Source organism: Tepidibacillus fermentans, from assembly GCF_004342885.1.
Taxonomy (GTDB): domain Bacteria; phylum Bacillota; class Bacilli; order Tepidibacillales; family Tepidibacillaceae; genus Tepidibacillus; species Tepidibacillus fermentans.
Genome location: NZ_SMAB01000016.1, coordinates 37592 through 53099, shown reverse-complemented (window position 1 = coordinate 53099; position 15508 = coordinate 37592). Strand labels below are relative to the sequence as shown.

Sequence of the window (15508 nt, the reverse complement as noted above, 5' to 3'; positions counted from 1 at the left end):
ATGGCGGAGGGGACACACGCGTACCCATCCCGAACACGACCGTTAAGCCCTCCAGCGCCGATGGTACTTGGACCGAAGGGTCTTGGGAGAGTAGGACGTTGCCAGGCAAATTTCAAATAATGAAAGGACTACCTTTCGGTAGTCCTTTTTTCATATTCAAAAGTAGATAATACCAAGTCGCAGAAGACGATCATTCGAAACAGGAACAAAAAATTAGTTCAATTACTCTAGCTGTTTCTTTGCTATACTGCTTGATTCTGTCTTTTTCATAATATTGCCTCTATATTATTAATACTAAATAATGAAAGAAGATAAATAGCCTTATTGAAGGTATTTAATGAGGATTAACTTTTCACAATACAGGTATATTGAATTGCCTGTATTTTTTTATTAGAATTACAATAATTACGAACATTAACTTATATATTATATAAAATTATTCGCATTTATTATCGAAATAGGAGTTTTCTTTTCTGAAAAAATAAAGTATAATTCGTCTTAAATAAAAAGTTAAATATTATACACTCATATAATTGAAGGATATGGCTTCAAGTTTCTACCGACCACCGTAAATGGTCGACTATGAGTGAGGGGATAAGTTTATCTGAAATTAGTATATTTTCAGGCTTACTTGTCTATTGTCTTCAGTGTAAAACTTGAATGACAGCTCACTCATTTTGCTGTTGTTCAAGTTTTTTGTGTTTATTATCGATCGATTATCGACAATGGGGGGAAAGTCATTGGAAAAGTTAAAGCAAAAAATTTTAAATGACGGTCGCGTATTATCCGAAAATGTCCTAAAAGTCGATTCTTTTCTCAACCATCAAGTAGATCCATTTTTAATGAAGGAAATCGGAGATGAATTTGCAAATAGGTTCAAAAACCAAGTGATAACTAAAGTTTTGACCTTAGAATCTTCAGGGATTGCACCAGCATTGATGACAGCTTTGGCATTAGGAGTACCACTTATTTTTGCAAGAAAAAAGAATTCCTTGACGCTGCAAAACCAAGATGTAGTGACTGCTGAGGTATTCTCTTACACGAAACAAGAGACCAACACGATCGCGGTTTCGAAAAAGTTCGTGAATGCTAATGACAAAGTGTTAATTATTGATGATTTTCTTGCAAACGGCGAGGCATCACTAGGGTTGATTCGACTTATTGAGCAGACAGGGGCAGAAGTGATTGGAGTTGGTATTGTTATCGAAAAGTCATTCCAAATTGGTCGTGAAAAGCTGGAAAATGCGGGATATCACGTTGAATCGTTAGCTCGAATTCTATCGCTAAAAAACCAACAGATTCAATTTGTTACTGAAGAAGTTCTTCAGAGATAACAAAATAATAATAAAAAATCAAATAGAAATGGGGAGAACCAATGAAACAGAATCCGATGAAAATTTTTTCTTTAGGTTTACAACATGTTCTGGCTATGTATGCCGGGGCAGTAATTGTGCCACTGATTGTTGGTGGTGCGTTGGGGCTAGATGGAAAACAATTAACTTATCTTGTCTCCATTGATTTATTAACAAGTGGTATTGCAACCTTATTACAAGTTTGGAAAAATCGCTACTTCGGAATTGGCTTACCTGTTGTTTTGGGTTGTACCTTCACTGCTGTAGGTCCAATGATCGCGATTGGTCAACAATATGGAATCTCAGCAGTTTATGGAGCGATTCTTATTTCTGGTTTATTTGTTATTCTAATCGCCAAATACTTTGGTTCATTTATCAAGTTGTTTCCACCAGTTGTTCAAGGCTCCGTTGTTACGATTATTGGAGTTACGTTAGTCCCTGTTGCCATTAATAATATGGCTGGTGGTGTCGGAAGTAAAGACTTTGGTAGTCCGATCAATTTATTGCTTTCATTTGGGGTTTTACTTTTTATTATTATGATGAACCGATTTTTTACAGGATTTGTTCGGGCGATTTCTATTCTCTTAGGAATTATTGGAGGAACGATCATTGCCTTCTTCCTTGGAATGATCAATTTTCATCCTGTGTATAATTCTGCTTGGTTTCATTTTGTTCAACCTTTTTATTTTGGGATGCCAACTTTTAAGCCGAGTGCTATCATTACGATGATACTCGTAGCGATTGTTAGTATGATTGAATCGACAGGTGTTTTTTTAGCCTTGGGGAAAATTACAGAACAAAAGATTGGTTCAGAAGATTTGGCTCGTGGTTATCGATCGGAGGGCTTGGCGATGATTCTTGGCAGTATTTTTAATGCTTTTCCATACACCACTTATTCTCAAAATGTAGGGCTAGTACAAATAACAGGTGTAAGAAAAAGAAATGTCATCGTCGTGACAGGCCTGATTTTAATTGGTTTAGGTCTCATCCCTAAAATCGGAGCATTAACAACATTGATTCCAACTCCTGTTTTAGGAGGTGCAATGTTACCAATGTTTGGAATGGTGATTGCATCTGGAATTAAAATTTTAAGTGAGGTAGATTTTAGTCGCCAAGAGAATCTATTTATTATCGCTAGCTCAGTTGGGATTGGTTTAGGAGTTACCGTTGTACCGAATTTATTTTCTTCACTACCAGAAGGTTTACGAATCTTAACGGATAATGGGATTGTTGCAGGAAGTCTTAGCGCAGTTTTTCTCAATCTTATCTTCAATATGGGAACAAAAAAATCGAAAGTTGCTTTTAGATCAGAAGTCGATGTTGCTTAATAGAAAGCAGGAATTTTCCCTTCGACAACGAATATATTTAGTAAATCGAAATATTCGTTCTAGGAGGAAACAAGATGATTGCGATTATTAATGCAAGAATTAATACCATTACAAAGGGAATCATTGATCGAGGAAGTATTCTAATTGAAAATGGAAAGATTAAGGCACTTGGTGAATCTTTAGTTATTCCAAATGAGGCAAAGATCATTAATGCAGCTAACAAATGGATAACTCCTGGGATTATCGATGCACATACACATTTAGGAGTTTTTGAAGAGACAATTGGCTGGGCTGGGGCTGATGCGAACGAAATGACCGATCCAGTTACTCCTCATGTTCGCGCACTTGATGCTATCAATCCTTATGACCAAGGCTTTAAAGATGCTCTCCGCGGAGGGGTTACAACGGTACAAATCATGCCTGGTAGTGCCAATGTCATTGGTGGAGAAATGTCCATTGTGAAAACCTATGGCCGGGTTGTTGAAGAAATGATCGTCAAAGAATTATCTGGAGTAAAAATTGCTTTTGGTGAAAATCCAAAACGTGTTTATGGTGAAAAAAAACAAATGCCTTCCACGCGAATGGGAACGGCAGCTATACTTAGAGAAAACTTAGTGAAAGCTCAAAATTATTTACGGAAAATGGAACTGGGAGAAGTTGATCCAGCAAAAGCTCCTGATATTGATTTGAAAATGGAAACTTTAGTAAAAGTATTAAAACGTGAGATCCCAGTTAGAGCTCATGCTCATCGTGCAGATGATATCATGACGGCGATTCGAATAGCGGAGGAATTTAATTTAGATTTAACGCTTGAACATTGTACCGAAGGCCATTTAATTGCTGATATTATTGCGGAAAAGGGATATAAAGCAGCGGTCGGACCAACCATGAGTAACCGATCAAAAATTGAATTAGGAGATCGAGGATGGCATACACTTGTTGCATTAGATCAGGCAGGGGTACCTATTTCCATCATTACTGATCATCCTGTGATTCCGATTGAATATATCACCATCGCTGCAGCGATTGCTGTAAGAGAGGGTTTAAGTGAGGAATCCGCATGGAGAGCATTAACGATTAATCCTGCCTCACATATAGGTATTGAAGATCGTGTTGGTTCCTTAGAAGTAGGAAAAGATGCGGATATTGTCATTTGGTCTGGCAATCCCTTTGATTATATGACAAAGGTTGAAGTGACCATGATTAATGGAAAAATTGTTTATCAGCAGGAAGATAAGAACGTTTAAAAAAGGAGCTCCGGGTCGGAGTTCCTTTTTACTTGTTCCTGATATATTAATTACATCAATGGAAAGAAATAAATATGGTAACACCACCATCCGCGTAAGTATAAGAAATAAAGATCAATAAGAAAGCAACTAGAAAAGAAAGTAGTCAAATATATTAAAAAACTTCTACAAATATTGGATAATCCTGATGTACATCATTATAGACGCTTTTATGGGGCTATATCCTGTTTGATGATCCTTATAGAACTAAGCTATTCTAAAGTAGTAATTATTAACTAAAGGAGAGACTTGAAATGAAACTAGGTTGGATTGGACTTGGCAACATGGGTGTTCCTATGGTAACTAATTTAAAGAAAGCAGGATATGAATTATATATTTATAATCGTACTAAGGAAAAAGCGAAGGAATTGATTGAATTAGGCGCAATTTTTAAAGAAACGCCAAAAGAGCTTACAGAAAGTGTTGATGTTGTGATCACCATGGTATCTGATGACCAAGCAGTAAGAGAAGTATATACAAAAGAGTCAGGGGTATTAGCAGGCCTTACTCCTGGGAAAATTGCGATCGATATGAGTACAATTTCTCCTTATACATCGAAAGAAATTGCTGCATTATGTGCAGAAAAGGGAGTGAAAATGCTAGATGCTCCTGTCTCTGGTAGTGTAGCACCTGCAAAAGCTGGGGAACTCGTTGTTCTTGTCGGTGGGGATAAAGAAACATATCAAACTTGTAAACCTATTTTTAATGTTGTTGGTAAGGCTTCCTTTTATTTAGGTGAAAACGGAGCTGGAAGCAATGCGAAATTAGCAATAAACAGTATGTTGGGTATCTACATTCAAGGTCTGGCTGAGACGGTTCTATTTGCAGAGCGAGCGGGAATTCCGAGAGATACCATGTTAGAAATTGTGAAGTTAAGTGCGGTAGGGGCACCAATTGCAAATATTAAAACAGCGAGTATTATTGAAGATCAATACCCAGCCGCTTTTGCATTAAAACATGCAACAAAAGACCTTCGATTGGCTAATGAAAAGGCAAAAGAAATGGATATCCAGTTCCCTCTCATTGAGAAAACATTTACTACATATAATGGAGCGATACAGTCATGGATGGGTGACTTAGATATAATGGCTGTTTTAACTTATATTGCACATGAATTGAAAAAATAATAACTAAATAAAAGATGATCATCTACACCGAAAATCGAACTTTATTTAATTTTGGTTTAAAATTGTTCGGTTTTTATTGACAGTTTGAACATTGATTGATACACTATGGTTAGAAGTTGAATAGGACTCGTATAATATCGGGGATATGGCCCGAAAGTCTCTACCTAGTAACCGTAAATTACTAGACTACGAGTGAAAGTGAACCTAGGGATCTGCATTTAGAAATGTAAAGACCGAGTGGTTCAAACATGTCTTATGACCATGTTACACCGAAGGGATAAAAGCCCAGGCGGGTAGGTTTCTCTCGTTTTTATTTTGGAAATCTACCCATTTGGGCTTTTTTCTGTTAAAAAAGTTGTAAATGTAAACATGTAACTAGGAAATTAATTAATAATAGTAAATAAAATTAATATGAATGAAAGGATGGCACGAAAAATGGATTTAAATCCACAGGTTGGAATAATAATGGGTAGTCGTTCTGATTGGGACACAATGATTAACACAGCTCAAATTTTGGAAGAATTTGGGGTATCTTATGAGAAAAAGATAGTTTCAGCCCATCGGACTCCAGATCGCCTCTATAAATATGCAGAAGAGGCTGAAAAAAGGGGGTTAAAGGTAATTATTGCAGGAGCAGGTGGAGCTGCTCATTTACCTGGAATGGTAGCAGCAAAGACAATAGTTCCAGTTTTAGGAGTGCCTGTTAAAACTTCAACTTTAAACGGACTCGATTCACTTCTTTCAATAGTTCAAATGCCAGGCGGTATTCCGGTTGGTACACTAGCAATTGGTCAAGCTGGAGCTAAAAATGCTGGTTTACTAGCAGTTTCAATGTTAGCTGTTTATGATAAATCCCTGTCAGAAAAACTGCATAAATTTAGACAAAAACAAGCGGAGGAGGCAATAGTTGAACCGTGGGAAGCTTAGTTCTACCGGGAGCATCAATTGGTATCATTGGTGGGGGTCAATTGGGGAAAATGCTTTCCATTGCTGCTCAATCTTTGGGTTATAAAGTAACAATTTGGAGTGAGGAAGAGGATTGTCCTGCCTGTCGAGTAACAACTTCTGCTGTTATTGGGAAATACACGGATAAAAAAAAGCTATTACAATTTATTGAATTAGTAGATATAGCTACAGTTGAAACAGAACATATACCACTTGACACACTACAAGAAGTTGAAAAAAGTATTCCATTATACCCCAATTCTAATATTATCGGAACTGCCCAAAATCGTAAAAAAGAAAAACTGTGGTTGAAAAATAAGGAATTTCCAGTAGCACCATTTCAATTAATAACTTCAATTGATGATGTAATTGAATTCAAACAAAAACACAATGAGGATATTGTTGTTAAAACAATTACAGGTGGATATGATGGTAAGGGGCAGTTACTGATTACGGGCAATGTATTGAAAGAAATAGAAATAGAACAAATTAAAAAATGGCTTTCTTCAGGGAATGATCTTATTGCAGAGGTTTGGCTTCCTATCAAGGCTGAATTATCCGTAATTGCTGCTAGAAATAAGAATGGTTTTATTCCTTTTCCTGTTGTAGAAAACCAACATCGGCATCACATATTGCATCGTACAATAGCTCCTGCAAGACTTGAAAAAGAGGTAACTTCAGAAGCCATTAAATTAACAGAACAGGTTATGGAACAAATGGATTATAGAGGATTATTATGTGTTGAATTTTTTTATGACAAGAATGGTCATCTATATATAAATGAATTGGCACCACGTCCCCATAATTCTGGACATCATACATTAGAGGCTACTATAACGAGTCAATTTGAACAAACAATCCGTGCTATTTGCGGATTACCTTTAGGAGATACCAGACTAATAACACCTTGCGTTATGACAAATCTGTTGGGAGATTTATGGCATGATCATTTTAAGATAGAGAACATATTAAAAGAACCTTCTACCAAATTGCATTTATATGGAAAAAAAGAAGCACGGCTTAAAAGAAAAATGGGGCATTATACTACTTTGGCTGATACACTTGATGAAGCTTTAGCAATAGCAGAAAAAATATATCTCTCTCTTACAGACTAACAAAGAAAAAATGGCTTAATTTAAAATAAAAGATATTTTTGGAGGGTAAGTATGATTGAACGTTATTCAAGACCGGAAATGCAGGCAATATGGACTGAAGAAAATAAGTATCGCGCTTGGTTAGAAGTTGAAATTTTAGCCGCAGAAGCTTGGGCTGAGTTAGGAGAAATCCCAAAAGAAGATGTTATCAAAATCCGTAAAAATGCCAAAATCAATATCGATCGAATTCATGAAATTGAAATGGATACCAAACATGATGTTGTGGCATTTACAAGAGCAGTCGCTGAAACATTAGGCCCTGAATCAAAATGGGTTCATTATGGCTTAACTTCAACCGATGTCGTTGATACTGCGTTAGGATATTTGCTTAAACAAGCCAACCAAATCTTATTAAAAGACATAGAAAATTTTCTGCAAGTGTTAAAAGAAAAAGCGATAGAACATAAATATACCGTCATGATGGGGCGAACCCATGGCGTTCATGCTGAACCAACAACCTTTGGACTTAAGATGGCCCTATGGTATAGTGAAATGAAGCGAAACTTGGAACGGTTTAAACAGGCAATGGATGAGGTTGGTTATGGGAAAATTTCTGGCGCAGTGGGTACATTTGCGAATATCCCTCCTTTTATTGAGGAGTATGTGTGTAAAAAATTAGGCTTGAAACCTGCACCGATTTCGACCCAAACCTTGCAGCGTGATCGTCATGCGGAATATATGGCGACACTAGCTTTGATTGCTACATCATTAGAGAAGTTCGCTACGGAAATCAGAGGATTACAAAAGTCAGAGACAAGGGAAGTAGAGGAATTCTTTAGCAAAGGACAAAAAGGATCATCGGCAATGCCGCATAAACGAAATCCGGTTGGTTCAGAGAATATCAGCGGGTTAGCACGGGTTTTACGAGGCTATATGGTTTCCGCTTATGAAAATGTCTCATTATGGCATGAACGTGATATATCCCATTCATCGGTCGAACGAATTATTCTTCCCGACGCGACAACATTGTTAAATTATATGCTTCGCCGTTTTAGCAATATCGTGAAAAATCTCACTGTTTTCCCTGAGAATATGAAACGAAACATGGAAAGAACTTTTGGTTTGATCTATTCACAACGGGTTTTACTTAGCTTAATCAATAAAGGATTAAAAAGAGAAGAAGCTTATGATCTCGTACAAAGAAAGGCGATGCAATCCTGGGAAGAACAAAAATCTTTTAAAGAATTACTGAAAGAGGAAAAAAACATCCAAAATCTTTTAACAGAAGAAGAACTGAATGAATGCTTCGACTATCATTACCATCTGAAAAATGTAGACTTCCTTTTTAAACGTGTTGGTATAGGAGAATAGATTGTTCTTAAAAAGAGGGAAGCGATTTAGGGGAGAAACTCTGATCGTTCTCCTCTTTCAAATAAAAAAACGTGAGAGGAGAATTTATATGGAGAAGAAAGAATTGGTCTATGAGGGAAAAGCAAAAAAAATTTTTTATACGGATCACGAAAACTACTATTGGGTTGAATATAAAGATGATGCAACTGCTTTTAATGGTGAAAAACGGGGAACTATTGTAGGAAAAGGAGAGCTAAACAATCGAATTAGTTCCATCTTTTTCACACTATTAGCAGAACAAGGGATTGAAAACCATTTTGTAAAGTTATTGTCTCCTACAGAGCAATTAGTAAGGAAGGTAAGGATCATTCCTATCGAAGTTGTCATCCGCAATCTTGCCGCTGGCTCCCTTGCCAAACGTCTTGGTTTGGAAGAAGGAACACCACTCCGTCACCCAGTTATTGAATTTTATTATAAAGATGATGAGCTAGGAGATCCAATGATCAACTCCTCCCATATCTCTGTCCTTCAACTTGCTACGCAAGAACAATTAGAAGAAATGAAAACGATCAGTCTTCGTGTCAACCAAATCTTAACCCGCTATCTAGAAAAAAGAGAAGTCCTTCTTGTCGATTTCAAATTGGAGTATGGCATAACACCAGATGCAAAGTTATTACTAGCCGATGAAATCTCTCCTGATACCTGTCGTTTCTGGGATGCAAACTCCAAAGAAAAGCTGGATAAAGATCGATTCCGTCGTGATTTAGGGAATGTCGAAGAAGCTTATCAAGAAATTTTAAAACGATTAGGGGGAGAGGTTCATGTTTAATGCCAAAGTGTACATTACCTTAAAAAACGGAATTTTAGATCCCCAAGGGAAGGCGGTAAAAGGTGCATTACAATCATTAGGTTATGATGAAGTGAATGATGTCCGTATCGGTAAATTTATTGAATTACAGTTGAATACAGGTCAGAGAGAAGTTGCCGAGGAACGAATCAAAGAAATGTGTGAGAAACTATTAGCCAATCTAGTGATTGAAGATTACCAATATCAACTAGAAGAGGTGGCATCATGAGATTTGCAGTTATCGTCTTTCCTGGTTCGAATTGTGACTCTGATATGTACCAAGCGATTGAAGATGTGTTAGGTGAACCTGTAGATTATGTCTGGCATGAAGACGATGATCTTCAAGCTTATGATGGGATTCTTCTACCTGGTGGTTTTTCTTATGGAGATTATTTGCGTTCCGGAGCGATCGCCCGCTTTGCTCCGATTATGAAACAAGTGGAAAAGGCGGCGCAAGAAGGGAAACTTGTGTTAGGCGTTTGTAACGGATTTCAAATTCTTTTAGAAGCAGGCCTTTTGCCAGGTGCAATGAAACGAAATGATAGTCTTCAATTTATTTGTTCTACTGAAACCATCATTGTTGAAAATAACCAAACCCCTTTTACTTTAGAATATGAAAAAGGGGAGGAAATTCAAATTCCAATTGCCCATGGCGAAGGAAACTATTATTGCGATGAGAGAGTACTAGAAGAATTACAAGCAAATCAGCAAATTGTATTTCGCTATAAAAAAAATCCAAATGGATCTGTGGATGATATTGCAGGCATTATCAATAAACAGGGGAATGTATTGGGAATGATGCCACACCCTGAACGGGCGGTATCCGAAATATTAGGTACTACGGACGGAAAGCGGTTGTTTCAGTCGATCTTACGTTATTGGAGGGAACACTATGATTCTTGAACCGACTCCAGAGGAAATTGCGAAGGAAAAGGTTTATCTTGATTTGGGCCTGAAGGAAGTAGAATATGAACGAATTATTCGATTAATAGGGAGAAAGCCGAATTATTTAGAACTAGGCTTATTTAGTGTGATGTGGTCTGAGCATTGTAGTTATAAGACATCAAAACCCATCTTGAAGAGGTTTCCAACGGAAGGATCTAGAGTATTGCAAGGTCCTGGTGAAGGTGCAGGAATCGTGGACATTGGAGACAATCAAGCAGTTGTATTTAAAATTGAGAGTCACAACCATCCTTCAGCCATTGAACCTTATCAAGGAGCAGCAACAGGAGTAGGTGGGATCATTCGGGATGTTTTTTCAATGGGAGCGCGGCCAATTGCTCTATTAAATTCTCTACGTTTTGGCCCTTTAACTGATGAACGGGTGAAATACCTTTTTCGTAATGTCGTTGCAGGAATTGCTGGTTACGGTAATAGCATGGGAATTCCAACGGTTGGTGGGGAAACGATCTTTGAGGAATCGTACAAAGGAAATCCTTTGGTAAATGCGATGTGTGTAGGGCTAATCGAACATCGTCAAATAAAAAAAGGACTTGCTAAGGGAATTGGTAACTCTGTGATGTACGTTGGAGCTAGTACGGGGCGAGATGGGATTCACGGAGCAACTTTTGCGTCAGAGGAACTTACAGAAGATTCGGAATCTAAACGTCCAGCAGTTCAAGTAGGGGATCCTTTCATGGAAAAACTACTATTAGAAGCGACGTTAGAATTGCTAGAGTTAGGAATCGTTGAGGGAATCCAAGATATGGGTGCTGCTGGGTTAACCAGCTCTAGCTCTGAAATGGCAAGTAAAGCTGGAAATGGGATCGAACTTGATCTATCAAAAGTTCCAAGACGAGAACCCAATATGACGCCTTATGAGATCATGTTATCAGAATCTCAGGAACGAATGTTAATCGTTGTGAAAAAAGGAAAAGAGGAAGAAGTGAAACGAGTATTTGATAAATGGGGGTTATATTCTGCAGTCATTGGCCGAGTTACAGATGATGGGTTTTATCGTCTAATTGAAGATGGTAAGGTGGTTGCAGAGATTCCTGTGCGAGCATTAGTAGATGAAGCACCTATTTATCATTTGCCAGCGAAAGAGCCGGATTACTACCAACAAAATCAGAAAATAGAACGAATCAATACTCCGACTTTTGATGATCTTAATTCTGTCTTACTAGATCTTCTCTCAACCCCAAATCTTGCGAGTAAGGAATGGGTATACCGCCAATATGATCACATGGTCCGTACGAGTACAGCAGTTCCACCAGGAAGTGATGCAGCTGTGATTACCATTCGAGGAACGGAAAAAGCGTTAGCGATGACAACGGATGGAAATGGTCGATATATTTATCTTGATCCGTATATTGGTGGAGCAATTGCCGTTGCCGAAGCCGCACGGAATGTTGTCTGTTCTGGAGCAGAGCCTTTAGCCATTACAGATGGAATCAATTTCGGGAATCCCGAAAAACCAGAGGTATTTTGGCAATTTCAAAAAGCTGTCGATGGCATGAGCAAAGCTTGTAAGATACTTGGAACTCCAGTAATAGGAGGAAATGTAAGTTTTTATAATGAAACCAATGGGACAGCAATCTATCCTACACCAATCGTTGGAATGGTCGGTTTGATCCATGATACGAAACATATTACAACTCAAGGATTTAAAGAAATTGGAGATCGAATTCTATTGCTAGGCGAGACCTATGATGAATTAGGTGGTTCAGAGTTTCAAAAATATGCGACTGAAAAGATAGAAGGGAAACCACCACGAATCGATTTGTTACAAGAGAAAAAGGTTCAGCAGGTTGTATACCAAGCGATTCAAGAAGGGCTTGTTCACTCTGCCCATGATGTAAGTGATGGTGGTCTCGCTATTGCGATCGCTGAATCTTGTATTGCCGGGAAATTAGGAGCAAAGATTTCTTTACACGGAGAGTTGAAAAAAGAAAGTTACCTATTTAGTGAAAGTCAATCACGCGTCCTCCTTTCGGTTGCGTCGAATGATGTAGAGAAAGTAAGAACTATTGCCCAGGAAATAGGCGTTTCTTGTCAAGATATCGGGAATGTGCAGCCAGCAATCCTTGATATTCGCTATAACGATCAAAAGGTGGTTTACCTCACCATAGATGAGATAACAAAAGTTTGGGAGGAGGCTATTCCATGTTTGATGAGTTAATACTTGATAAGATGAATGAAGAGTGTGGAGTTTTTGGGGTCTACAACCATCCAGGTACACCCCAATTCATCTATTATGGACTCCATGCACTTCAACATCGAGGACAAGAAAGTGCAGGAATTGTAACTTCGAATCGACAATCTTTTACTTTTCATCGTGGAATGGGCCTTGTTACTGAAGTTTTTCAAACGAAGGAATTGGAACAACTGAGAGGAACGATGGGAATCGGACATGTTCGTTATTCAACAACGGGAGCAAGTTCTTTACAAAATGCACAACCCCTTGTATTTAACTACCATGATGGCCAATTAGCGATTGCAACTAATGGCAATCTCGTAAATGCCACACAAATTCGTCGACAGTTAGAAAGACAGGGATCGATTTTTCAGACGACAAGTGATACAGAAGTGATTGCGCATTTAATCGCAAGGTCAATGTATGACAACATCGAAGACGCGGTTAAAGAAGCTTTAGGCATGATTAAGGGAGCTTACGCTTTATTGATTATGACGAATGATAAATTGATCGCTGCTCTTGATCCTAATGGCCTACGTCCACTTGTATTAGGAAAAATTGAGGAAGGGTATGTATTATCATCTGAGACCTGCTCTTTTGATGCCATTGGTGCTGAATATATTCGTGATATCGATCCAGGAGAAATGTTGATTTTTGATCGAGAGGGAATGACGTCGAAACGTTTTACCTTGCAAACACGTAAAGCAATATGCAGTTTTGAATACATCTATTTCGCTAGACCAGATAGTGATATCAACGGGATAAATGTTCATTTAGCAAGAAAACGGTTAGGCAAACGTTTAGCAGAAGAACATCCTGTAGAAGCAGACGTAGTGACTGGAGTTCCTGATTCTAGCATATCTGCTGCCATTGGTTATGCAGAAGCAACGGGGATTCCGTATGAATTAGGACTTATCAAAAATCGTTATGTTGGACGTACCTTTATTCAACCAAGTCAAGAACTTCGCGATAAAGGTGTAAAGATGAAGTTGAGTGCAGTCAGGAAGGTTGTCGAAAATAAACGAGTTGTCATGATCGATGACTCAATCGTTCGTGGGACAACTAGTGGTCGAATCGTTCGGATGCTACGAGAAGCGGGAGCAAAGGAAGTCCATGTACGAATTAGTTCCCCCCCAGTCAAAAATCCTTGTTTTTATGGAATTGATACGTCATCGAGAGAAGAATTAATTGCCGCAACGAAAAATGTTGAAGAGGTTCGTCAATATATTGGTGCTGATTCCTTAGCTTTCCTTAGTATTGAAGGGATGTTAGATGCAATTGGGCGGGAGAGGCTGGATTCTTCTCACGGTTATTGTTTGGCTTGTTTTAATTCGGAATATCCAACAGAGGTTTATGACGGTTTACTAATCGGACAAAATAGAGAAATGATCCAGGTGGGGGAAGAATGATGAGGGACTTGTACAAAGAAGCAGGAGTGGATATTCAAGCAGGTAATGAAACAGTTCGAAGAATCTCTAATCATGTACGAAAAACATTTCGAAAAGAAGTACGAACGGATTTAGGAGGTTTTGGCGGATTATTTGCCTTACCGATTGATAAATATAGGCGACCAATTTTGGTCTCAGGTACAGATGGTGTAGGTACCAAGTTGAAGATTGCCTATGAAATGAATCGACATAATACTATTGGGATTGATGCGGTTGCCATGTGCGTCAATGATATTCTCGTTTACGGCGCTGAACCATTATTTTTCTTAGATTATTTAGCAACAGGCAAGCTTCTTCCTGAACAAGCTGAACAAGTTGTATCGGGAATTGTTGAAGGATGTCTACAAGCAAATTGTTCCCTAATTGGCGGGGAAACGGCGGAAATGCCGGGAATCTATCAAAATAGTGAATATGATGTGGCTGGATTTGTTGTTGGGGTTGTGGAGGAAGATCAAATCATTGATGGAAGTTCAATTAAACATGGGGATGTACTTATTGGTCTTGCTTCAAATGGCCTTCATAGTAATGGTTTTTCTCTTGTTCGTTATCTTTTATTTGAGAAACATCATTACCGTCTTACTGATCTGATTGAGGAGTTAGGAAATCAACAACTTGGAGTAGAGTTGCTTAAGCCTACACGAATTTATGTGAAACCGATCTTAAAAATGTTAGAAGAAGTCTCGATCAAAGGAATGGTTCACATCACTGGTGGAGGTTTTATCGAAAATATTCCCAGAGTAATACCCAAAGGATTACAAGCCAATATACAGTTAGGTTCTTGGGACGTCCCAGCGATTTTTTCGTTTCTTCAAAGATTAGGAGACTTGCGGCAAGAGGAGCTTTATCGAACTTTTAATATGGGAATTGGCTTTATTTTGATTGTATCTAAGGAGGAGCAAGAAAAGGTAATTCAACTTGCGGGAATGTTTGGAGAAAAAGCTTATGTAATTGGTGAAATTATGGAAGGGAATCAAGGAGTAAATCTTCTGGGTGAAAAACAATGAATCAAATTGCTGTATTTGCCTCTGGTAATGGTTCTAACTTTCAAAGCCTTATTGATGCTGAAAAAAGAGGAGAGTTACAAGCTCAGGTCAAGTTATTAGTCACGGATCGACCTGACTCTTATGTAGTTTTTAGAGCAAAACGAGAAGGAATACCTGTATTTGCATTTCGCCCGAAGGAATTTGAAAATAAGTCTCAGTATGAAAAAGTGATCATTCAAAAATTACAAGAATTCCAGATCGATTTTATCGTTTTAGCAGGTTATATGCGAATTGTAGGAAAGGATTTATTAGAGGCATATCCCAATCGAATCATTAACCTCCACCCTTCATTACTTCCAGCTTTTCCAGGGAAAAATGCGATAGAACAAGCCTATCTTTATGGAGTGAAATGGACGGGTGTTACCGTACATTTTGTGGATGCAGGGATTGATACAGGACCTATTCTCTTACAAGAAGTGGTTGAGATTCGAGACGAAGATACGATTGAAACATTAGAAGAACGAATTCATCAAGTCGAACATCAACTTCTGGTGAAGGCCGTGAACCTTGTTTTTGATCCATCTTATCAATTTATTGAAAGAGCAAAATGAT

The 15508-nt window shown here is 38.2% G+C and carries 14 protein-coding genes, 1 rRNA gene and 2 riboswitches; all 15 genes read left to right on the top strand.

Annotated features, from left to right (window positions below; all coding sequences use genetic code 11):
• Window positions 1–107: ribosomal RNA gene (gene rrf / locus EDD72_RS09615) — 5S ribosomal RNA — on the top strand; the annotation flags it as partial.
• A 398-nt stretch (window positions 108–505) separates the two neighbouring features.
• Window positions 506–603, top strand: a riboswitch (purine riboswitch).
• A 137-nt stretch (window positions 604–740) separates the two neighbouring features.
• Window positions 741–1334 (top strand): xanthine phosphoribosyltransferase, encoded by a 594-nt coding sequence (locus EDD72_RS09610; RefSeq protein WP_207893688.1) that lies wholly within the window; start codon window positions 741–743, stop codon window positions 1332–1334.
• Between the two features lie 41 nt (window positions 1335–1375).
• Entirely contained in the window at window positions 1376–2680 is a 1305-nt protein-coding gene (locus EDD72_RS09605; protein WP_132769750.1) for a nucleobase:cation symporter-2 family protein, read from the top strand.
• A 74-nt stretch (window positions 2681–2754) separates the two neighbouring features.
• Entirely contained in the window at window positions 2755–3927 is a 1173-nt protein-coding gene (locus tag EDD72_RS09600) for an amidohydrolase (protein WP_132769748.1), read from the top strand.
• Window positions 3928–4220: 293 nt separating this feature from the next.
• Complete coding sequence (locus EDD72_RS09595; protein ID WP_132769746.1) at window positions 4221–5093, top strand: NAD(P)-dependent oxidoreductase; 873 nt, start codon at window positions 4221–4223, stop codon at window positions 5091–5093.
• A 107-nt stretch (window positions 5094–5200) separates the two neighbouring features.
• A riboswitch (purine riboswitch) is annotated at window positions 5201–5302 on the top strand.
• A 214-nt stretch (window positions 5303–5516) separates the two neighbouring features.
• Entirely contained in the window at window positions 5517–6020 is a 504-nt protein-coding gene (gene purE, locus EDD72_RS09590; protein WP_243643819.1) for a 5-(carboxyamino)imidazole ribonucleotide mutase, read from the top strand.
• Entirely contained in the window at window positions 6008–7153 is a 1146-nt protein-coding gene (purK, locus tag EDD72_RS09585) for a 5-(carboxyamino)imidazole ribonucleotide synthase (protein ID WP_069798900.1), read from the top strand. Before purE ends, purK begins: the two co-directional genes overlap by 13 nt.
• Window positions 7154–7204: 51 nt before the next feature.
• A complete protein-coding gene (gene purB, locus EDD72_RS09580) occupies window positions 7205–8503 on the top strand; it encodes an adenylosuccinate lyase (protein WP_069798902.1) in 1299 nt (432 codons plus the stop codon).
• An 88-nt stretch (window positions 8504–8591) separates the two neighbouring features.
• Complete coding sequence (purC, locus tag EDD72_RS09575) at window positions 8592–9311, top strand: phosphoribosylaminoimidazolesuccinocarboxamide synthase (RefSeq protein WP_069798904.1); 720 nt, start codon at window positions 8592–8594, stop codon at window positions 9309–9311.
• A complete protein-coding gene (gene purS, locus EDD72_RS09570; RefSeq protein ID WP_132769744.1) occupies window positions 9304–9558 on the top strand; it encodes a phosphoribosylformylglycinamidine synthase subunit PurS in 255 nt (84 codons plus the stop codon). The genes purC and purS overlap by 8 nt, the downstream gene beginning before the upstream one ends.
• Complete coding sequence (gene purQ, locus EDD72_RS09565; RefSeq protein WP_132769742.1) at window positions 9555–10232, top strand: phosphoribosylformylglycinamidine synthase subunit PurQ; 678 nt, start codon at window positions 9555–9557, stop codon at window positions 10230–10232. Before purS ends, purQ begins: the two co-directional genes overlap by 4 nt.
• On the top strand, window positions 10222–12450 hold the full coding sequence (purL, locus tag EDD72_RS09560; protein ID WP_132769740.1) for a phosphoribosylformylglycinamidine synthase subunit PurL: 2229 nt from the start codon (window positions 10222–10224) through the stop codon (window positions 12448–12450). The genes purQ and purL overlap by 11 nt, the downstream gene beginning before the upstream one ends.
• Entirely contained in the window at window positions 12435–13874 is a 1440-nt protein-coding gene (gene purF / locus EDD72_RS09555; protein WP_132769738.1) for an amidophosphoribosyltransferase, read from the top strand. The genes purL and purF overlap by 16 nt, the downstream gene beginning before the upstream one ends.
• The gene (gene purM / locus EDD72_RS09550) at window positions 13874–14917 is read left to right on the top strand and encodes a phosphoribosylformylglycinamidine cyclo-ligase (protein WP_132769736.1); all 1044 of its coding nucleotides are present in this window, start codon (window positions 13874–13876) and stop codon (window positions 14915–14917) included. The genes purF and purM overlap by 1 nt, the downstream gene beginning before the upstream one ends.
• Window positions 14914–15507, top strand: a complete 594-nt coding sequence (gene purN, locus EDD72_RS09545) for a phosphoribosylglycinamide formyltransferase (protein WP_132769734.1) — start codon at window positions 14914–14916, stop codon at window positions 15505–15507. The genes purM and purN overlap by 4 nt, the downstream gene beginning before the upstream one ends.
• Window position 15508 lies beyond the last annotated feature (1 nt).